At 66.5% G+C, this 19,849-nt stretch carries 11 protein-coding genes and 6 pseudogenes; 15 read left to right on the top strand and 2 right to left on the bottom strand.

Annotation, left to right across the window (positions count from 1 at the left end; all coding sequences use genetic code 11):
• Nucleotides 1-66 precede the first annotated feature (66 nt).
• Entirely contained in the window at nt 67-1,179 is a 1,113-nt protein-coding gene (locus ASF16_RS24470; protein ID WP_082517143.1) for a phosphotransferase enzyme family protein, read from the top strand.
• A 99-nt stretch (nt 1,180-1,278) separates the two neighbouring features.
• On the opposite strand, the gene ASF16_RS24465 is transcribed toward ASF16_RS24470, so the two are convergent.
• Nucleotides 1,279-2,442 (bottom strand): glycerophosphodiester phosphodiesterase, encoded by a 1,164-nt coding sequence (locus ASF16_RS24465; protein ID WP_056173616.1) that lies wholly within the window; start codon nt 2,440-2,442, stop codon nt 1,279-1,281.
• Nucleotides 2,443-2,690: 248 nt separating this feature from the next.
• Here ASF16_RS24465 and gdhA point away from each other — a divergent pair, with 248 nt between their 5' ends.
• The 5 genes from gdhA to ASF16_RS24440 all read left to right on the top strand — a co-directional run bounded on the left by gdhA (nt 2,691) and on the right by ASF16_RS24440 (nt 8,105).
• Nucleotides 2,691-4,034, top strand: a complete 1,344-nt coding sequence (gene gdhA / locus ASF16_RS24460; RefSeq protein ID WP_056173615.1) for an NADP-specific glutamate dehydrogenase — start codon at nt 2,691-2,693, stop codon at nt 4,032-4,034.
• A 142-nt stretch (nt 4,035-4,176) separates the two neighbouring features.
• Nucleotides 4,177-5,010 (top strand): alpha/beta hydrolase, encoded by an 834-nt coding sequence (locus tag ASF16_RS24455; protein ID WP_056173612.1) that lies wholly within the window; start codon nt 4,177-4,179, stop codon nt 5,008-5,010.
• Nucleotides 5,011-5,140: 130 nt separating this feature from the next.
• A complete protein-coding gene (locus ASF16_RS24450; RefSeq protein WP_056173610.1) occupies nt 5,141-6,373 on the top strand; it encodes a multidrug effflux MFS transporter in 1,233 nt (410 codons plus the stop codon).
• The gene (gene miaA, locus ASF16_RS24445; RefSeq protein WP_235507504.1) at nt 6,370-7,392 is read left to right on the top strand and encodes a tRNA (adenosine(37)-N6)-dimethylallyltransferase MiaA; all 1,023 of its coding nucleotides are present in this window, start codon (nt 6,370-6,372) and stop codon (nt 7,390-7,392) included. The genes ASF16_RS24450 and miaA overlap by 4 nt, the downstream gene beginning before the upstream one ends.
• Nucleotides 7,389-8,105, top strand: a complete 717-nt coding sequence (locus ASF16_RS24440) for an ABC transporter ATP-binding protein (RefSeq protein WP_235507503.1) — start codon at nt 7,389-7,391, stop codon at nt 8,103-8,105. The genes miaA and ASF16_RS24440 overlap by 4 nt, the downstream gene beginning before the upstream one ends.
• Nucleotides 8,106-8,141: 36 nt before the next feature.
• Here ASF16_RS24440 and ASF16_RS26410 read toward each other — a convergent pair whose 3' ends face one another.
• Complete coding sequence (locus ASF16_RS26410; protein ID WP_156372220.1) at nt 8,142-8,927, bottom strand: hypothetical protein; 786 nt, start codon at nt 8,925-8,927, stop codon at nt 8,142-8,144.
• Between the two features lie 181 nt (nt 8,928-9,108).
• On the opposite strand from ASF16_RS26410, the gene ASF16_RS24430 reads away from it, so the two are divergent.
• The 9 genes and pseudogenes from ASF16_RS24430 to ASF16_RS27215 all read left to right on the top strand — a co-directional run.
• The gene (locus ASF16_RS24430) at nt 9,109-10,089 is read left to right on the top strand and encodes a LuxR C-terminal-related transcriptional regulator (RefSeq protein WP_056173968.1); all 981 of its coding nucleotides are present in this window, start codon (nt 9,109-9,111) and stop codon (nt 10,087-10,089) included.
• A gap of 87 nt (nt 10,090-10,176) precedes the next feature.
• Complete coding sequence (locus tag ASF16_RS24425; RefSeq protein ID WP_056173605.1) at nt 10,177-13,014, top strand: ABC transporter permease; 2,838 nt, start codon at nt 10,177-10,179, stop codon at nt 13,012-13,014.
• A gap of 590 nt (nt 13,015-13,604) precedes the next feature.
• Nucleotides 13,605-13,875, top strand: a pseudogene (locus tag ASF16_RS26945) (contractile injection system protein, VgrG/Pvc8 family); the annotation flags it as partial.
• A 1-nt stretch (nt 13,876) separates the two neighbouring features.
• Nucleotides 13,877-14,240, top strand: a pseudogene (locus ASF16_RS26940) (contractile injection system protein, VgrG/Pvc8 family); the annotation flags it as partial.
• A gap of 1 nt (nt 14,241) precedes the next feature.
• Nucleotides 14,242-15,329, top strand: a pseudogene (tssI, locus tag ASF16_RS26935) (type VI secretion system tip protein TssI/VgrG); the annotation flags it as partial.
• Between the two features lies 1 nt (nt 15,330).
• Nucleotides 15,331-16,155 (top strand): annotated as a pseudogene (locus tag ASF16_RS26930) (type VI secretion system tip protein VgrG); the annotation flags it as partial.
• A 135-nt stretch (nt 16,156-16,290) separates the two neighbouring features.
• Nucleotides 16,291-17,832 (top strand): annotated as a pseudogene (locus ASF16_RS27060) (DUF6531 domain-containing protein); the annotation flags it as partial.
• A 40-nt stretch (nt 17,833-17,872) separates the two neighbouring features.
• A pseudogene (locus ASF16_RS27220) lies at nt 17,873-19,491 on the top strand (sugar-binding protein); the annotation flags it as partial.
• Between the two features lie 11 nt (nt 19,492-19,502).
• Nucleotides 19,503-19,849, top strand: a 347-nt coding sequence (locus tag ASF16_RS27215; RefSeq protein ID WP_369817196.1) for a hypothetical protein, incomplete at its 3' end; no start/stop codon positions are given.

Below are 19,849 nucleotides of genomic sequence, written 5' to 3'. Positions count from 1 at the left end.
CCGTTAAGCCGCGGGCCGCCGTTTGCCGGCAGAATCGCCCGCCCTGCTGGAATGGAAGCGCCCGCCATGATCGCCCTCGACCCCCACTTCATCGCACAGACCACCCCCACGGGCGAAGCCATTGCGCGCGCCGTGGAAGCCGGCTGGCCCCTGGGCCCTGTGGCGCACTGCGTGCTGCTGCGGCGCGGCTTCAACCAAGTCTATGAACTGCGCTTTGCCAGCGGACTCCACGCCATCGCCCGGCTGAGCGCCGAACGGCCCCGCGGCGACCCCAACATCGCCTACGAAACCGCGCTGCTGACCCACCTGCGCGCGCACTGCATTCCGGTCGCCGCGCCGCTGCCCGCGGCAGATGGGTCCTTCAGCGTGGTGCTGGCACTGCCCGAAGGTGCCCGGGCGCTGCTGCTGTTCGACTTTCTACCGGGCGACCCGCCCGGCGAATCGCTGGTGGATATCGAAGCCACCGGCCGGGGCCTGGCCCAGTTGCATGGCGCAGCACAGAGCTACGCAGGCCCCGAAAGCCACTACACGCTGGACCTGCCGCTGCTGCTGGAAGCATCGCTGCAACGCATGCTCACCGCACCCACTGTGGATGCAGCTCTGGAGCGCGAATTCACGGCCTTGGCCGAGAACCTGCGTTCGCGCTTTGCGGCCCTGCCGAACCTCACCCGCGTGCATTGCCATGGCGACTGCCACGGCAGCAACAACTTCATGGCCGACAGCCACGACAACCCCGAAGGAGCCGAGCGCAGCCGCGTGGCCGCGTTTTTTGACTTCGACGACGCAGGCCCGGGCCTGCTGGCGTACGAGCTGAGCGTGTACCTGTGGGTGCTGCTGCCGCGCAGTCTTGAAACACCCGCCACTGCCGCGGTGATGGAACGCTGGCACCGCTACCTGGCCGGTTACACCGGAGTACGCGCCATACACGCGGCGGACCTGGCGGCCATCGCCCCGTGCCTGGCGCTTCGGCAGTTCTGGGTGATGGGTGAATACGCCGGCCGCATCCCCGTCTGGGGCACGCAGGCCATGCCCACGCACTGGCTGCGCAAGCAGCCTGCGCTCATGCGGGCATGGATGGATTTGCCGCCCGCCGACCAGCTTGCAGCCCAGGAGCCCGCCAAAGCTGCAACTGCACCGGCATCATCAACGGCATCATCAACGGCAGCAGCAACGGCGTGACAGCGCACCGAACACACAAAAACAAAGCCCGCGGTCGCGGGCTTTGTTTTTGCAGCAGTGGCACGGCACAAGGTCGCCGTGTCCCCGTCGATCTGCCGATCAGTTGTCCCGCGCCGCCTTGGCCGTATCAGGGAAGTCGCTGAACACGCCGTCCACCCCCAGGTTGTAGAACAGCTTGTACTCGGCCTTGGGGTCGCCCTTGAAGTCCGATGACAGGCGCTTGGCTTCGCTGCGGAAGGTGTAGGGGTGCACCATCAGGCCCACGGCATGGGCGTTCTTTACCACGTCGGTGGGCGCCATCATCACGCGGTCGCGCTCGTCGATCGCGCCGTCGCCATTGAGGTCATCGGGCTTGCCGTCCTTGTTGGCGTCCACTTGCTTGGAAGGAATCAGGTACGGCTTCCAGGGGCCGATGCCGTCGGCGTAGGTCTTGACTTCCTTCAGGCCATCGGCGGTCAGCAGGCTGGCGAAGGTGCGCTTGTCGCCCGCCACGGCAAAGTCGTACGGCTTGTCGTAGGGGGCCGTCAGGTCTATGCTGCCGTCGGCGTTCACGTCGTTCGCATCCACCAGTTGCACCAGGCGGATCTGGGTCTTGGTGCGCAGGTACTTGAGGTTGGAGACCTCGAACGACTGCACGATGACGGGCGACCCCTTGGTGGTGTAGCCGTACTTGGCCAGGATGGTGAGCAGGCGGTCTTCCAGCGGCAGGCCCAGGTTGACGTGGTACGTGGGGTGCTTGGTCTCGGGGTACACGCCGACGGTGCGGCCCGCCTTGGTGCCTTCGTTCTTGGCCAGGTCCAGCACTTCTTCCAGCGTGGGGATCTGGAATTTGCCGTTGAACGACGGGTCGCGGTCCGACAGCGGCTGGATGGCGCGCAGCGTCTTGATCTCGGCCAGGGTGAAGTCGGACACGAACCAGCCCTCTTCCTGCACGCCGTCCACCATTTTCTTGGTCTTGCGGTTGGCGAACTCGGCGCGGGTGGACACATCGGTGGTGCCGGTGATGTTGGGTTCGTGGCGGGCAACGAGCACGCCGTCCTTCGTGGCCACCAGGTCGGGTTCGATGAAGTCGGCGCCCATCTCAATGGCGCGCTTGTAGCCTTCGAGCGTGTGGTCGGGCAGGTAGCCTGCGGCACCGCGGTGGCCAATGACCAGAGGGCGGTCGCCGTTCAGGGTGGGGTACGGGCTGTCGTTGTCGCCACCACAAGCTGCCAGCGTGGCCAGCAAAGCCACTGCGCCCAATTTCGCACCAGAAATGTGCATGTTCTTCTCCTCGTTGTGTTTAGAACCGCCGAACTGTGGGCTGACCTTGTGACAAGGCCGTGACGCCCTTCCCGCCAACCGGTGACGGCGTTTTGCCGCCCACCAGACGCACCAACATGTGGCATTTCATGGGCCACATTCCCCACCATTGTGCAGAGACATCCGCATGAACGTATAACTTTTGAACATAATGTCGTGTTGCAGTGCGCTCTTGCCTGCCTTTTTTGCTTCAGAAAGTCTTGAGAAACATGAAATACGAGTCCGCAGACAGCTTCCTTTCTCACGTGGCCCACCGCAATCCGGGTCAGCCCGAATTTCTGCAGGCTGTCACGGAAGTCATGGAGAGCCTGTGGCCTTTCATTGCCCAGCACCCCCGCTATGCCGAGCACGGCCTGCTGGAGCGGCTGGTGGAGCCCGAGCGCACTGTGATGTTCCGCGTGTCGTGGGTGGACGACCACGGCAAGGTGCAGGTGAATCGGGGCTACCGCATCCAGCACAGCATGGCCATCGGCCCGTACAAGGGCGGCATGCGCTTTCACCCGTCGGTGAACTTGTCGGTGCTCAAGTTCCTGGCGTTCGAGCAGACCTTCAAGAACGCGCTGACCACGCTGCCCATGGGTGGCGGCAAGGGCGGCTCGGACTTCGACCCCAAGGGCAAGAGCGCCGGTGAAGTGATGCGCTTTTGCCAGGCCTTCGTGTCCGAGCTGTTCCGCCACGTGGGTGCCGACACCGACGTGCCGGCTGGCGACATCGGCGTGGGCGGCCGTGAGGTGGGGTTCATGGCCGGCATGATGAAGAAACTGAGCAACCGGGCCGACTGCGTGTTCACCGGCAAGGGCCTGTCGTTCGGCGGCTCGCTGATCCGCCCCGAAGCCACCGGCTACGGCACGGTGTACTTCGCGCAGGAGATGCTCAAGCAGAAGGGCCGTTCGTTCGACGGCCTGCGCGTGTCCGTCTCGGGCTCGGGCAACGTAGCGCAGTACGCGGTGGAAAAAGCCCTGGAGCTGGGCGCCAAGGTGATCACCGTGTCCGACTCCAGCGGAACCGTCATCGACGAAGAAGGCTTCACCACCGAGAAGCTCGCCATCCTGATGGACGTGAAGAACCACCACTACGGCCGCGTGAGCGACTATGCCAAACGCACCGGTGTGAAGTTCGAAGCCGGCGTGCGCCCCTGGCATGTCCCGGTGGACGTGGCCCTGCCCTGCGCCACCCAGAACGAGCTGGACGCCAAGGACGCGGCCACCCTCATCCAGAACCGCGTCATCTGCGTGGCCGAAGGCGCCAACATGCCCTCCACCATCGACGCAGCCAAGGCCTTCGAGGCGGCGGGCGTGCTGTACGCCCCCGGCAAGGCGAGCAATGCCGGCGGCGTGGCCACATCTGGCCTGGAAATGAGCCAGAACGCGGCCCGCCTGTCCTGGCCGCGCGAAGAGGTCGATGCGCGCCTGCTGCAGATCATGCAGGGCATCCATGCCGCCTGCCTGCGCTACGGCAAACATGCTGATGGCCGCGTGAGCTATGTGGACGGCGCCAACATCGCCGGTTTCGTGAAGGTGGCGGACGCGATGCTGGCGCAGGGCGTGGTGTAACCACAAGCTGGCCCCACCCTGGGGTGCAAAGCGGTGAAAAGAAGGGGAGTTGCAGGGCATTTGGCGGCCTCTCCTGGGAGATAGGCACAAACCCTGCTTGCCGTGTCAGAACTTTCCGACACGATGGCACTCAGTCCTTCTCATGAAACGCACCCCCCTCCTGATCTCCCTGGCGCTGGCCATCGCCGTCTCGGCGGGCTGCGCCACCCTCGATGCCAAGCAGCGCGAGTGGATTTTCCAGCCCAGTGACCGCAGCTGGGGTGGCTCGCAGTCCACCGACGACATGGCGGACGTCTGGATCGACTTCCGCTCGAGCGACAGCGGCAAGGCCGAGCGGCTCCATGGTCTGTGGCTGCCCAACGACCGGGCGGACGCTCCGGTCCTGCTGTACCTGCACGGCGCACGCTGGAACGTGGCGGGGTCGTCCGGCCGCATCCGGCGCATGCAGGAGCTGGGCTTTTCGGTACTGGCCATCGACTACCGCGGTTTTGGCCGCAGCAGCGCGGGCCTGCCATCCGAAGCCACCGCGGCCGAGGACGCGCGCGCGGCGTGGGAGTGGCTGGCACAGCACCAGCCGGGCAAGCCCCGCTACATCTTCGGCCACTCGCTGGGCGGCGCCATCGCCATCGACCTGGCGCGCCAGGTGAACGATGAGCAAGGCACCATCGTCGAAGGCACTTTCACCAGCATCCCGGAAGTGGTCAGCACCTTCAAATGGGGCTGGCTGCCAGTGTCGGCCTTGATCACGCAGCGTTTTGAATCCGTGCGCAAGGTGTCCGAGATCGGCTCGCCCCTGCTGGTGGTGCACGGCAGCGACGACAGTCTGATCCTGCCCAGCCTGGGCCGCAAGCTGTACGAGGCCGCCCACGAGCCCAAGCAGTTCGTGCTGGTGGAGGGTGGGTCGCACCACAACACCAATTCGGTGGGGCAGAGTCTTTATCGCGATGCGATGGTGTCGCTGTTCAAGCTGAAATAGACAGCCCACAAGATCTGGCTTGCGGTCTGCCAGAGCATCAACACCAGGGCATCAATGCCACCTTGGCAGGGGCGCGGCGGCAGCCCTTGGCGCAGGTCAAGGCAGCCCCATCTGGTACCCTCAGACAGATATGTCTGCCCCCTCTGCCACCGCCGTGCCCACGGCTTCCAACGCCACGGTTGCGCCCGGCCTGGCCATCCTGGTGCTGGCCCTGCTGCTCAGCATCCAGCCCGTCACCACCGACCTGTACCTGCCCGCCCTGCCCGCGCTCACCCGCAGCCTGGGAGCACCCATGGCGTCGGCCCAGCTCACGCTCAGCGGGCTACTGCTGGCGTTCGGTTGCTCGCAGATGGTGTGGGGCCCGCTGTCGGACCGTTACGGCCGGCGCCCCATCTTGCTGGCGGGTTTGAGCATTTATACCGTGGCCTCCGTGTGCAGCGCTTTCGCGCCGACGATGGCGCTGCTGATCCTGTGGCGCATTGCCCAAGGCGCTGCGATGGGCGCGGTGGTGATGTGCGCACGCGCCATCGTGCGCGACCTGTACACGCCGCTTGATGGAGCGCGCGCCATGTCCAAGGCGCTCACGGGGCTGGGCATCGTGGCCTGTATCTGCGCGCCCATGGGCGGGCTGCTCAGTGAATGGCTGGGCTGGCGCGCGGCGCTGATGGCGCTCACGGTGTATGCGGTCGTCACGCTGGCCCTGGTGGCGCTGCGCATGCCCGAGACGCTGGCCCGGCGCAACCCCCACGCACTGCAGCCGCGGGTGCTGCTGGGCACCTGGGTGCAGGTGCTGCGCCACCCCACGTTCTGGGCGTTTTCGCTGCAGACCACGGCCACCTACAGCGGCCTGTTCACCTTTCTGGCGGCGTCGTCGTTCGTGTACATCGACGTGCTCGGCCTCACCCGCACGCAGTACGGCTGGACCATGGCGTCGGCCTGCCTGGCCTACTTTGGCGGCACCTTTCTGTGCCGCAGCCTGCTGGCCCGCTTCGGCCTGCAGCGCACGGTGGCTATCGCGGGGGCGCTGAGCATCAGCGGCGGCACGCTGATGGCGCTGGTCGCGCACCTGGGCTGGCACCAGCCGTGGGCGCTGACGCTGCCCTTCTACCTCTTCATGCTGGGCCACGGCATCCACCAGCCCTGCGGGCAAAGCGGCGCCGTGGGCCCGTTTCCGCAGGCGGCGGGCGTGGCGTCGGCCCTCAATGGTTTCATGATGATGCTGGCCGCCTTTGCCATTGGCGGCTGGCTGGGTGCGCGCCTGGACGGCACGGTGTGGCCCCTGGTCAACGGCATCTGGTTCTGGTCCACCGTGCTGGCAGTAATCTCCTGGACGCTGGTGCAAAAATTCGGAGCCCGCGCGTGACCCTGCCCGATCAACAACCCCCCCACCTGCCCGCCATCGCCCTCGCTGGCCCCACCGCATCCGGCAAGACCGCGGGCGCCCTGGCCCTGGCCGCCGTGCTGGGCCGGCAAGGCGTGCCGGTGGAGATCATCAGCGTGGACTCGGCACTGGTCTACCGCGGCATGGACATCGGCACTGCCAAGCCCACGCCCGAAGAGCGCGCGGCCGTGCCCCACCACCTGATCGACATCCGCGACCCGCTGCAGGCCTACAGCGCGGCCGAATTCGTGCAGGACGCCACGCGCCTGATGGCCGAGATCCGCGTCCGCGGCGCATTGCCGCTGCTGGTGGGCGGCACCATGCTGTACTTCAAGGCGCTGTTTGATGGCATCGACGACATGCCGGCCGCCGACCCCGCCGTGCGCGCGCGGATCGAGGGCCAGGCGGCCGAACTGGGCTGGCCTGCGCTGCATGCAGAACTGGCGGTGGTAGACCCGGTGACCGCGGCCCGCCTGGCGCCCGGCGACAGCCAGCGCATTCAGCGAGCGCTGGAGGTATGGCACGTGTCCGGCCAGCCACTGTCGAGCTTTCACACTACAAAAAAAGGAGCTGGTAGCGCCCTGCCAGCGGGCGACAGCGCCCTTTTTTCCTTGGAACCTGACGACCGGACCTGGCTGCACGGGCGCATCGCCCAGCGCTTTGACGCCATGCTCGCAGGAGGACTTGTCGAGGAGGTGCAGTCCCTGCGCGCACGCGGCGACCTGCACCCGGACCTGCCCTCGATGCGCTGTGTGGGCTACCGCCAGGTATGGGATGAGCTTGACTTTCAGGCCGCCCGCACACCGGGCGCCCCGGGCACGCCACCCAACCTGGCCCACCTGCGCGAGCGCGGCATCGCCGCCACGCGCCAGCTCGCCAAGCGCCAGATCACCTGGCTGCGCAGCATGCCGCAGCGCCAGGCCATTGCCTGCGACCAGCCCGACGCCGTGGCCGCCCTGGTGCGGGCCGTGCTGCAGCGGTTGGACCTGCGCGCACCATGACGCAGCCCGCAGCAGTACACGCGGCACAGGGCACGGGCTCGCCATCGGCCAGCCCCAACCCTGCCGGGCTGCGCGTGGAACAGCTGGGCAAGCACTACGGCGATACGACGGTGTTCGCGCAGGTGAGCTTCACCGTCGCGCCGGGCGAGTTCGTGGCCATCGTGGGCGACTCGGGCGTGGGCAAGTCCACGCTGCTTAACTGCCTGGCGGGCCTGGACACCTGGGACACCGGCCACATCACCCATGGCAGCACCGACCTGGGGCCGCTCGACGATACGCAGCGCGCGCTGTGGCGGCGCGCGAACGTGGGCTTCGTCTTTCAGGCCTTCCACGTGCTGCCGCATCTGGACGTGGCGCAGAACGTGGCCCTGCCGCTGATGCTGCTGGGCCGCCCCGACCCTGCGCGCATCGGACGCATGCTGGATGCCGTGGGCCTGGCCGACCTGGGCGGCCGACTGCCGCAGCAGCTCAGCGGCGGGCAGCTACAGCGCGTGGCCATCGCCCGTGCGCTGGTCCACCGCCCTGCCCTGCTGCTGGCGGACGAGCCCACCGGCAACCTCGACCCCACCACCGCAGCCCGCGTGATGGACCTGCTGCTGGCGCAGACGCGCGAGCACGGCGCGTCGCTGGTGCTGGTGACGCATTCGGACGCCGCTGCGGCGCGGGCCGACCGGGTGCTGCGGCTGCGCAGCGATGGGATGAACACCGCGTAGTGGTTGCCTACACAATGCCGCGCAGCCAGACACTCGTCACTTCAGCTCATAAGACAGGCAACCGCCCGCTGTGACAGTGAAGGTGCTAGGCCCCCAGGTCATATTGCCGGCCGTCGCCTTCAGCGTATGGACGCCAGGTGTCAGCGTTTTGGTGACTCCCCCGCTTTCGCCACAGGCAGGCTTGCCAACGGTGAAATAGCGTGTCAGCGTCCCTGCAAGGCTGTTGTCGATCGTGACGGATATCTGCGAGCTGGATGCATTGCTGGTCCAGACAACGACCTGGCCTGTGGTGGCTGTTCCGGTTCCGGTTCCCGTTCCAGTTCCCGTGCCTGTGCCTGTGCCGGACCCAGTGCCTGCGCCCTGCTCATAGGTGGACACCGTGAACGTGCCCTCGTGCCAGCCCTTGGTGCCGCTGTTGAGCCCGGTCTCCGACCGGTACGTGCCGCCCGTTGGGGAGGTGAACGTCAAGGTGTCGTTGGCATAGCCCACGGCATACACAAGTTTCACCGTGGCCACGTTGCCGTTGAGGCCGTAGCTCCAGCTCGTTGTGGGATGGGTGAACAGGCCCTCTCCGCGGATCGTGTTGGCGTCGATGAAGCTGTAGGTGATTTTCTTGCCCACCCCGATCACGTTCGGCGATCCGTCGTTTCTCTGCACGGTTTGCACGAGCGTCTTGCCAATGATGGAGGGCGGCGCGCCGGCGCTGCTGGCTCCGCTGGGTGGTGGAGAGTCTTCGCCCCCTCCGCCGCCGCCACAAGCAGTCAGGACGGCCAGACCAGCCACAAACAAAAGCGCTCTCACGCGGTGCATCGACGATTTCATGGGAATCATTGCCTTTAGAAGTTTTTCAAGGAAGGCTCCGCTCGCATACCCGACATGGAAACACCAGCGCCCTCACTCACCGTCGATGCTATGAATGACACTAAAGATACAAAATGATTCAAATGAACTATTTTTGTACACTGTCTGGGCCTCCGACGTCGCTATGCCACTCCAACAAAGCATGTCCACTACCGTCCCGAGCGATTACAACGATTTGCTGCTGAACCTGTACCGGTTGAGCCACGAGCTACCAATCGATCAATTTCAGGACGGGGCGCTGGCACTGCTCAAGCCAGCCCTTCCCTTCGACTCCGCGATGTGGGGCTCTGCCACATTGACTGCCAGCGGCATCGACATCCACACCATTCACCTGCACAACCAGCCCGTGGAGATGCTGCAGGCCTATGAGGAACTCAAGCACCTGGACACGGCGGCCATGGATGTTTCCAGCCAGCCCACGTCCACGCTGGCATTTCATGCCGACTCCTGGTTCAAGGACCCCTCGCAGAAGCCCTTGCGCGACTACGGCCGTCGGTTTGGCCAGTGCCACTTTTTCATCAGTGGTGCCGTCACGTCCGAGACCCGGTTCACCCGCTGGTTGACCCTGTTCCGCGCCAACCCGAGGGCCTATTGCACCGAAGCCGAACGTCTGCGCCTGGCCTTGTTGATGCCGCACTTTCATCAGGCGCTGGATTTGAGCCGGCGGGTGCATCTGCAACAACTTGGCGGCCAGGGCCGCGACGCCCACATCGGCTCGGCCATCGCCGACCGTCGCGGCGTGTTGCACCACATGGATTCGGTGTTCAAGCAAGCGATGCTGGCTGAGTGGGACAGCTGGCGAGGACAGGTGCTGCCTTCAGCAGTGATGGCGGCGGCCAACAGTGCGCTCCCGCGTGTCATCGGGCGTACCGTGGTCGTCACGCTGCGTGTTGAGCACCACTTGCTGTTCATCAAGACACGCCCCCGCTGCGCGGCAGACGGCCTGACGCCGCACGAATTTGCGGTGGCGCATTTGATGGCCAAGGGCTACACGCACAAGCAGATCGCAGGGTTGCGGCAGCGGTCTCCTTCCACCGTGCGCAATCAGATCCGGTCGTTGTACGACAAACTGAAAGTGAACAACGTCGCGGAACTCATCGACGAGCTGCGGCAGGCGGAGTAGCGCGGGGGCGCGCTGGATCGATCGGCTCGTCCGCAGGCGCTCGGGACATCACAGCAGTGCACTGCACTGCACTGCACAATCCACACGATGCGATTGTTGCTGACCACTTTCTCGTTGCAGGACCTTCGCCACCATCCCTGGCGCAGCGCCGCGGCCGTTGTGGCAGTGATGCTGGGGGTTGCGCTGGCGTTTGCAGTGCATGTGATCAATGCTTCGGCGCTGGACGAGTTTTCGCAGGCGGTGCGGGCGGTGAACGGGCAGCCGGACCTGGAGCTGCGGGCAATGCAAGGCTCTTTGCCCGAGGCGCTGTATGGGCAGCTGGCCACGCACCCGCAGGTGGCGCGTGCCAGCCCGGTGCTGGAGCTGTCGGCAGTCGCGCGGGCCGTTCCGCAGCCACCCACAACGCAGGCACCGCAAGCCAATCCCTCAACGCCTGGCGCGGCATCGGCATCGGCATCGGCATCGGCATCGGCATCGGCATCGGCATCGGCATCGCCTCAGCGCACCGCGCTCCGTCTGCTGGGAGTGGACGCACTGCTTTTGCCTGGCATGGCGCCAGCGCTCATGCCGCGCCTGTGGCCTAGGGAAGATCGGTTGGCGCTATTTGCGCCGGCGACCGTCTTTCTCAACGCGGCAGCTCTGCAGGCCCTGGGCTTGCCCGCCACGCCGCGCAACCCGGCCGAGTCCGTGCCGTACATCCTGCTGCAGGCAGGCCTGCAGGAGCTGCCAGTGCGGGTTGCCGGGACGGTGGCCGCGGGCGGTGCGCCGCTGGCGGTGATGGACATTGGCGCGGCGCAGGACTTGTGGGGCCGCGCGGGGCAGTTGAGCCGCATCGACATCCAGCTGCAGCCCGGCACAGACCGCAGCGCGTGGCAGCAGTCCGTGCGTGCGCTGCCCGGCTGGCCTGGCCAGTTGGTGTTTGCACAGCCTGGCGATGCGGCGCAGCGCATCAGCAATTTGTCGCGCGCTTACCGCGTTAACCTGACCGTGCTGGCGCTGGTGGCGCTGTTCACAGGGGCATTCCTGGTGTTCTCGGTACTGGCGCTGAGTGTGGCGCAGCGTGCGCCACAGTTTGCGCTGCTGGCCGTGCTGGGCGCCACGCCACGGCAGCGCCTGGCGCTGGTGCTGGCCGAATCTGCCGTGCTGGGCCTGGTGGGCAGCACCGCAGGCATTGCCCTGGGCACCGCCCTGGCGGCCACCGCGCTGCAGTTGCTGGGTGGCGACCTGGGCGGGGGCTATTTTTCAGGCGTGCAGCCTGCGCTGCAGTGGAGCGCGACAGCGGCTCTGGCCTATGGCGTGCTGGGTGTGCTTGCAGCGCTGGTGGGTGGCTGGTGGCCGGCGCGCGCAGCGCAGGCCTTGCCGCCCGCGCAGACCCTCAAAGGCCTGGGTGTCGCATCCGCGCAAGCAGGCCGCAGCATGGTGGGTGTGGTGCTGATCGCAGCGGGCGCGCTGCTGACGCGTGTGCCACCGGTGGCGGGCATTCCGCTCGCGGCCTACGTCGCCATCGGGCTGCTGCTGGTGGGCGGCATCGCACTGCTGCCCTGGGGCATGGCCTGGCTGCTGCATCGCCTGCAGCCGCTGGCCGCGCGGCATGCCTTGACGCTGCTGGCGCTGGAGCGCGCGCGCCGCATGCGCGGCACCGCCGCCATCGCCGTGGGGGGCGTGGTGGCCAGCCTGAGCCTGGCCGTGGCGCTCACAGTGATGGTGTCGAGCTTTCGCGGATCGGTCACGCAATGGCTGGACGCGGTGCTGCCATCGCCTTTGTACGTGCGCTCGGCGCTCAACGCACCGGGCAGCGACGCAGCGCTGCTGCCGGCGGGCTTTGCAGAGGCTGTCGCGCAACTGCCGGACCTGGAGCGCACGCAGCCCCTGCGTGCCAGCCCGGTGCAGCTTGACGCCACACGTCCTGCGCTCATGGTCATCAGCCGGCCGCTGGGGCCCGACCCGGCGCGCAACCTGCCGCTGGTGGGCGACGCTTTGCCGGTCCCCGCAGGACGCACGGGCGTCTACGTGAGCGAGGCGGTGGTCGACCTGTACGGCGTGCGCCCAGGCATGGAGTGGCCGGCATTGTCCAAGTCTTTTTCGCCTCTACCGCTTGCTCAGCAAACGCAACCAGCTATATTTCTTATAGCAGGCGTCTGGCGTGACTATGCACGGCAGTCCGGTGCCGTGGTGATGGACCGCGCGGTGTGGCTGCAACTGACGGGCGACGCCCGCACCAGCGACTTGGCCCTGTGGCCGCGTGAGGGCGCAGACCTGGAGGCCTTGCAGCAGTCCATCCGGGCGGTGGCAGCTGCCATCGCTAGAGGGGCGGTGGACAAAGGCGGGGCACCTGCCGCGGCGGGCGCTTCGCCAGCATCGGAATCCACGGCCATGACCACGACCAGATCCACATCGACATCCGCGGCAACATCAACAGCAACGTCAACATCAATGTCGGCAGACAGCGCAACAGCACTGGTGGAGTTCGTCTCGTCCGGCACCATCCGCGAGCGCTCGCTGCGCATCTTCGACCGCAGCTTTGCCGTCACCTACTGGCTGCAGGCGGTGGCCATCGGCATCGGGCTTTTCGGCGTGGCCGCAAGCTTCAGCGCGCAGATCCTCGCGCGCCGCAAGGAGTTCGGGCTGCTGGCCCACCTGGGACTCACGCGCCGGCAGATCCTGGCCGTGGTCGCCGGCGAAGGCGCCGCGTGGACTGGCGTGGGCGCTGTGGCGGGCGTGCTGCTGGGCCTGGCCGTGTCGGTGGTGCTGGTGCATGTGGTGAACCCGCAGAGCTTTCACTGGACGATGGACCTGGAGGTGCCGCTGTGGCGCCTTCTGGCACTGAGCCTGGCGGTGGTGGCATCGGGCACGCTCACAGCATGGGTCGCAGGCCGCGCTGCAGCGGGCAGCGATGCGGTGATGGCGGTGAAGGAAGATTGGTGACGTGATGGGCTGCGGCGTGACCGGCTGTGCAGACGGCGCTTGCCTCCGCTCACTGCTGCCACCGTTGTTCAGATGCCCGTTACAGGGGCCCAATTTCCGCAGTTTTGGATTGCGCATACGACGCTCCAATCAACGTCAAATGCCGAAAAACAGGCCCTCGGCGCCACTTAACCCGTGGCTCCGTAAGAGTTGTTTTGAAACGCAAACTGGGGCGCGCCGCAGCAGGTTTTTAACGACCCTCACCCCTATCATGCCCGTCGATTTCGCGGCCCCTCAGGGTACGCGGCTACAACAAATATTCGAGGGCGAAGACGATGGGCAGGCCAGCAATGAGGCGGGGAGATTCGACGGAATCTGAAGGGGCGATCACACAGAGATCGCTCACGGTACTGGCAGGCCCACACGGGTTGACGTGTGCCCAAGCGGATCAAAACGCATGACCCGCCGCGTCACGATCCAAACCCCTTTGGGCGAACAACTGCAGTTTCGCAAACTCGACGGCACCGAGTCCTTGAGCGAGCTGTACTCGCTGGACATCGACCTGGTGAGCCAGAGCAAAAGCATCGACCCCAAGGCACTGCTGGGCAAGNAAACTCGACGGCACCGAGTCCTTGAGCGAGCTGTACTCGCTGGACATCGACCTGGTGAGCCAGAGCAAAAGCATCGACCCCAAGGCACTGCTGGGCAAGGCGGCATCGGTCGTGGTCGAGATCGAAGGCCTGGGCAAACGGTATCTGAGCGGCCTCGTGACGCACTTTGGCATGCAGGGGCAGGACCACCGCTGGGGGTCCTACCGGATGCGCCTTCGCCCCTGGCTGTGGGTGGCCACGCGCAAGACCGACTTCAAGATCTTCCAGCACANTGCAGGGGCAGGACCACCGCTGGGGGTCCTACCGGATGCGCCTTCGCCCCTGGCTGTGGGTGGCCACGCGCAAGACCGACTTCAAGATCTTCCAGCACATGACCGTGCCGGACATCATCATGGAAGTGCTCGGCAAGTACGGCTTTCCCATCGAGAAAAAGCTCACCCGCASCTACCGCACCTGGGACTACTGCACCCAGTACGGCGAGAGCGACTACCAATTCGTGGCGCGCCTGCTCGAGCACGAAGGCGCCTACTACTACTTCACCCACAGCGCGGGCAGCCACACCCTGGTGCTGGCCGACGACATCGTGGGCTCGCACAGCCCGCTGCCCGGTGGCCACGTCATCCCGTTCTACCCACCNACCCACAGCGCGGGCAGCCACACCCTGGTGCTGGCCGACGACATCGTGGGCTCGCACAGCCCGCTGCCCGGTGGCCACGTCATCCCGTTCTACCCACCGGGCAAGGCGGCCGTGGCAGAGCGCGAGCACTTCCACGCCTGGGAGCTGACCCAGGAAGTGCAGCCCGGACGCCACTACAACGACGACTACGACTTCAAGAAACCGCGGGCCGACCTCTCCAACATGCGCCAGAACCCTCCGGGGCACGAGCATGACAAATACGAGATCTACGAATGGCCCGGCGGCTACACCGAATTCCCGGACGGCGAGACCTACGCCCGGCTGCGCCTGCAGGAACACTTGGCCAAGCAAAACCGCGTGCTGGGCCGCGCCAACAAACGCAACCTGGCGCCCGGCTACACCATCAACCTGGAAAACTACCCGCGCGAAGACCAAAACCGCCAGTACCTGGTGCTCACTTCGAAGAAAACCCCGAAGTGAGCAGCGCCAAGGCAGGCGGCGCCACGGCGACCAAGAACACGCAAGAGGCCGGCTCCATCCAGCAATTCGTGATGCGGGCACAGCCCACCAGCAGCGACTACCGACCCCCGCGCACCACAGAAAAGCCGCGCACCCGCGGCCCGCAGACCGCGGTGGTGGTGGGCCCGCCCGGAGAAGAAATCTGGACCGACAAGTACGGCCGCGTCAAAGTGCAATTCCACTGGGACCGCATCGGCGCGATGGACGAAAACTCCAGCTGCTGGGTGCGCGTGTCCACCAGCTGGGCCGGCCCGCAGTTCGGCGCCGTGTTCATCCCGCGCATCGGCATGGAAGTCATCATCGACCACCTGAACGGCGACCCGGACTACCCCATCCTCACGGGCTGCGTCTACAACGCCGTCAACATGCCCCCCTGGAGCCTGCCGGGCAACGCCACGCAAAGCGGGATCCTCACGCGATCGAGCAAAGGCGGCGCGGCGGGCGCGGGTATGAAAAACGGCCCGGGTGATGCCAACGCCCTGCGGTTTGAAGACAAGGCGGGGCAGGAACAACTGTGGCTGCACGCGCAGAAAGACCAGCTGACCGAAGTCGAGAACGACGAAGAAAAGNGCCAACGCCCTGCGGTTTGAAGACAAGGCGGGGCAGGAACAACTGTGGCTGCACGCGCAGAAAGACCAGCTGACCGAAGTCGAGAACGACGAAGAAAAGTGGGTGGGCCGCGACCGCGAGAAGACCATCGACCGGGACGAGACCAACACCATCCACCGGGACCGCACCGAGACGGTGGACCGCAACGAGAAGATCACCGTGCACGGCTGGCGCACGGAAGAGGTCGATGGCGACGAGACCATCACCATCCACAGCAACCGCAAGGAGCGGGTGGACCACAACGAAAAGATCAGCATCGGCGACAACCGCAAGGAAAGTGTCGGCAAGAACGAGACGGTGAACATCGGCCTGACCAAGCGGCACACCATCGGGATCCTGTCCATGCTCAACGTGGGCGTGGTGCGCATGATGAACGTCGGGGTGGCGTACAGCCAGAACATCGGCGTGATGATGTCCACCATCGTGGGCAAGAGCCAGACCACCCAGGTCGGGCAGACCCAGAAAACCACCGTGGGCAAAGACTACGTGCTGGAAGTCGGCGCAGGTGCGGGACAAAGCGCGGCAGGAGACGGCGCGCCGACCGCAGCGGGTGCGGGAGTCAAGAACATCGTCGCGCCCACGGGTGCACCGGCGGGCGGAGGTGGCGGTGGTGGGGGCGATGCGCCCAGCTGCATCAAGATCGATGCGACCCAGATCTTCCTGGAGTCCAAAAAGATCCACCTCAACGCCAAGGACGAGATCTTGCTCACCTGCGGCAGCAGCACCATCAAGCTCACCCCGGGCCAGATCGAAGTGCTGTCACCGCTGGACAAGCTCAATTGTTGATTTGAGCTGAGCTGAGCCGAACCGAGCAGGCGCAGCACCTGTTCGCCGCACCAGCACGGCGGCAAACAGGTGCGCACGCGCAGCTCGATCCTCCACAAAAAACGTATTCATTCATAAAGAGAAGAGGGAATCACCATGGGCAAGCCGGCAGCAAGGCTGGGAGATCTGACGAAGTCAGGAGGGCCGATCACGCAGGGATCGCTGACCGTGCTGATCGGCTCGCAAGGGGGCATCGCCTGCTCTACCTGCCCGGGCGGCAAGGCCATCGGCAGCCCCGTCAACCCCACGCTGGGCGCCAAGGTGCTGGTGGGTGCGGAGGACCTCGACTTTGCCCTGCCCGGCCCCATGCCGCTGGTGTGGCAGCGCCAGTACAGCAGCTACGTCAACGCAGAGCACGGCGGCGACTGCGGGCTGCTGGGCTACGGCTGGAAGCTGCCGCACGAGCTGAGCATCGAGCTCCAAGCCACACAGACCCTGCTGCGCGATGCGGGCGGGCGCGTCATCACGTTCGACGAAGCGCTGGAGCCGGGCCAGACGCAGCACAGCGACAGCGAAGGCCTGCTGCTGATGCGCGGAGGCGGCATGGGGATGGCGCAGACCCTGTCCACACTGTCCGGCAGCAATGCGGCTACGGATGCGACGTCCATGTCCACCGTCACTGCGAGCGCCACACCCCATCCCAACACCGCAGAAGAACTCCTGCCCTGGCACCAGCAACAACGCTGGACCCACGTGCCCGCTGCCGCCAAGGCCGGCGCCGACTACGTCCTGGCGGCCAGCCAGGGCGGACGCACCGTGTGGCTCTTCAAGGTGCAGGCCGAGGGCTCTTCCAAAGGTTTTTGCCGGCTCATCGGCCTGATGGACGCGTACGGGCGCAGCCAGCACTACCAGCACGACGAGCACGGACGCCTGCAAGGCATCACCGACGGGGCGGGCCGACGCTATGCCCTCTTGTACAACCAGCGCAGCGGCGCAGCAACGGCAACGTCCACTCAGACCTCCCTACCAGGCCTGAACCCCGACAGCGGCCTGCGCCTGATCGGCGTGGATTGCACCTACAACCCGCACGACCCCGAGCATGCGGTTTCTGGCTCAGGCTCAGGCTCCGGTGCGGGCACACAGCGGCACGACCCCATCCCCCTGGTGCGCTACCACTACAGCCCCCTCGGTGACCTCATCGCCGTGCACGCCCGCGACGGCCGGCGCACCCGCCAGTTCACCTACGACAGTGCCCACCGCATGGTCGCCCACCGCGTGGGCAGCGGCCCCGAGCACACCTATGTCTACGAAGATCAGCGCCAAGGCCATAAACTCCCCGGCGCCCGCGTGGCCGAACACCACAACGAAGAAGGCCTGAGCTACTACTTCGGCTACGAAGACGCCCACTCCCAGGACCCCCGGGCCGCCAACTGCACCACCGTGCGCGACAGTCTGGGGCGCGTGAGCCGCTACCACCACGAAGGCACCGGCGGCCTCAAGCGCATCACCCGCGAGGTGCACCCGGACGGCAGCGAAGCACACTACCAGTACGACAGCGCAGGCCGGCGCATTGCCGCCACCGACGCCCTGGGGCGCACCACCCACTGGCGCTACGACGGCCAGGGCCACCTGCTCGGGGTGCAAGGGCCCGACGGCCGCAGCAGCCAGCAGCGCTGGGGCCTGCCCGGCACCGCCGCCNACCCACTGGCGCTACGACGGCCAGGGCCACCTGCTCGGGGTGCAAGGGCCCGACGGCCGCAGCAGCCAGCAGCGCTGGGGCCTGCCCGGCACCGCCGCTGACGGCCTGCTGCTGCACAGCACCAGTGCGAGCGGCATCCACACCCACTACGAATACGACCCCTGGGCACGCCTCGTGCAGACCACCGTGGTCGCAGGCGACATCGCCCTCACCACCCGACTGGGATACCTGAGCGGCCCGCCCCACGCCGCCGCAGGCAACGCCCGCGCCTGGGTGGACCAGCCCATGGCGATCACAGACCCCCAGGGCGGGCGCAAGACCCTGGGCTACAACGCCATCGGCCAGCTCGCGAGCTACACCGACTGCTCGGGCCACACCAGCGGCTGGCAGCACGACGCCTGGGGCGAGCTCATCGAAGAGACCGATGCCCTGGGCCAACGCACACGCCACCAGCGCGACATCATGGGCCGCCTGCAGCAGACTGCTCAGGCCGACGGCACCCTGGTGCAATACCGCTGGGGCAGCAACGAACAAGTCCAGGCCATCACCCTCGGAGCGCTGGCCAGCCCGGGACCAAGCTCACCCAGTACATCGGTCCAGACCACCACCATCACCTACGACCACGACCTGTGGGGCCGCGTCACCGCGCAGACCCAAGCGGGAGCCAGCTTGCACCTGCGCTACGACGTGGCCGGGCGCCTGACCGAGCTGATCAACGAGAACCATGCAGTTACCCGCTTTGCCTACGACAGTGAGGACCGCCTGGTCCGGGAGACAGGGTTCGATGGGCGCAGCCAGAGCTACCGGTATGACGCGGCAGGCCAGCTGATCGAGAAGACCGATGCGCAGGACAGCGGCATAGGCGCGCCTGGCCAGAGCCCAGGAGACAGCCCCGGCACGGTGCGCAGCCGCTACCACTACGACAGCGCAGGGCGGCTGATCTACCGCGTGACCGGCAAGCTCGGTAGGGCCGGTGCAACAGCAGAGACAAAGTCAGCAAAACCAACAACCCCATTCACCGCAGACACCGATCTACAGATCCACCGGTTCGGCTACAGCGACAGCGGCGAGCTCAAGGACACCCAGGGCTCGCAGTTGGATTGGCCTGATCAGGCCGGCCAGAGTGATACAACATCTGCCGCCGTGATTGCCGCGTGGCTGGAGATCAACACCCAGCAGCTTCACAGTGCCCTGAGCCAACAGCACGACGCCCAAACTCTGGCGAGCAGTCCCCTACTGCAAAGCCTGCAAGTCCACCGGCTGCACAAGAGTAGCCGTGTGGACTTGCAGCGCGATGCCCTGGGGCGCCCCACTGGCGAAGTGCAAACGCTGTATTGCGGCTCCAGCCGTGCCCCCGCCATTGAATTCGAACACCGCATCCACCACCGCCTGGGCGCCCTCGGCCAACGCGAGACCAGCGAACTGCAGGGTATCGGCCAGCTCGACTGGCTCAGCTACGGCTCGGGCCACGTGCATGGCGTGCTGCTCAACCAGATGCCCCTGGTGGCGCTGGAGCGCGACAAGCTGCACCGCGAAGTGGGCCGCACCCTGCACCTGCTGCCCGGCGAGATGGCCAGCACAGCGCCCACCCAGAGCCGCCAGCTCGATCCCCTGGGGCGCCTGCTGCACCAGCGCTGGCAAGGCCTGCCCGGACAAAGNGCCCGGCGAGATGGCCAGCACAGCGCCCACCCAGAGCCGCCAGCTCGATCCCCTGGGGCGCCTGCTGCACCAGCGCTGGCAAGGCCTGCCCGGACAAAACAGTGCCCCCGCCAGCGCAGCGCCCCTCATCGGCGGCCTGCGGCAACGCCGCTACACCTACGACAGCCTGGGCCAGCTGGTGGGCATCCAGACCCCGACCCACGCAGACGCCTACCAATACGACGCCCGCCAGCGCCTGACCGGGCAGCGCAGCGCCAGTGCCCAGGGCGAGCAGCAAGCGCGCTGGAGACTGGACCCGGCGGGCAACCGGCTGCCTGACCCAGTGCCCGGCAAGAACTCGGGCGGCAACACCGCTAC

The organism is Acidovorax sp. Leaf78 (assembly GCF_001422735.1).
Classification (GTDB): Bacteria; Pseudomonadota; Gammaproteobacteria; order Burkholderiales; family Burkholderiaceae_C; genus Acidovorax.
Note: the sequence above shows the minus strand (reverse complement) of the source record. Positions and strands in the feature narration are given on the sequence as shown.

What these genes read in the sequence shown, in the direction of transcription:
- gdhA (WP_056173615.1), top strand. Translation starts at nt 2,691, where the DNA reads ATGAAATACGAGTCCGCAGACAGCTTCCTTTCTCACGTGGCCCACCGC.
- ASF16_RS24430 (WP_056173968.1), top strand. Translation starts at nt 9,109, where the DNA reads ATGTCCACTACCGTCCCGAGCGATTACAACGATTTGCTGCTGAACCTG.
- ASF16_RS24450 (WP_056173610.1), top strand. Translation starts at nt 5,141, where the DNA reads ATGTCTGCCCCCTCTGCCACCGCCGTGCCCACGGCTTCCAACGCCACG.
- ASF16_RS26410 (WP_156372220.1), bottom strand. Translation starts at nt 8,927, where the DNA reads ATGAAATCGTCGATGCACCGCGTGAGAGCGCTTTTGTTTGTGGCTGGT.
- ASF16_RS24440 (WP_235507503.1), top strand. Translation starts at nt 7,389, where the DNA reads ATGACGCAGCCCGCAGCAGTACACGCGGCACAGGGCACGGGCTCGCCA.
- ASF16_RS24470 (WP_082517143.1), top strand. Translation starts at nt 67, where the DNA reads ATGATCGCCCTCGACCCCCACTTCATCGCACAGACCACCCCCACGGGC.
- ASF16_RS24425 (WP_056173605.1), top strand. Translation starts at nt 10,177, where the DNA reads ATGCGATTGTTGCTGACCACTTTCTCGTTGCAGGACCTTCGCCACCAT.
- ASF16_RS24455 (WP_056173612.1), top strand. Translation starts at nt 4,177, where the DNA reads ATGAAACGCACCCCCCTCCTGATCTCCCTGGCGCTGGCCATCGCCGTC.
- ASF16_RS24465 (WP_056173616.1), bottom strand. Translation starts at nt 2,442, where the DNA reads ATGCACATTTCTGGTGCGAAATTGGGCGCAGTGGCTTTGCTGGCCACG.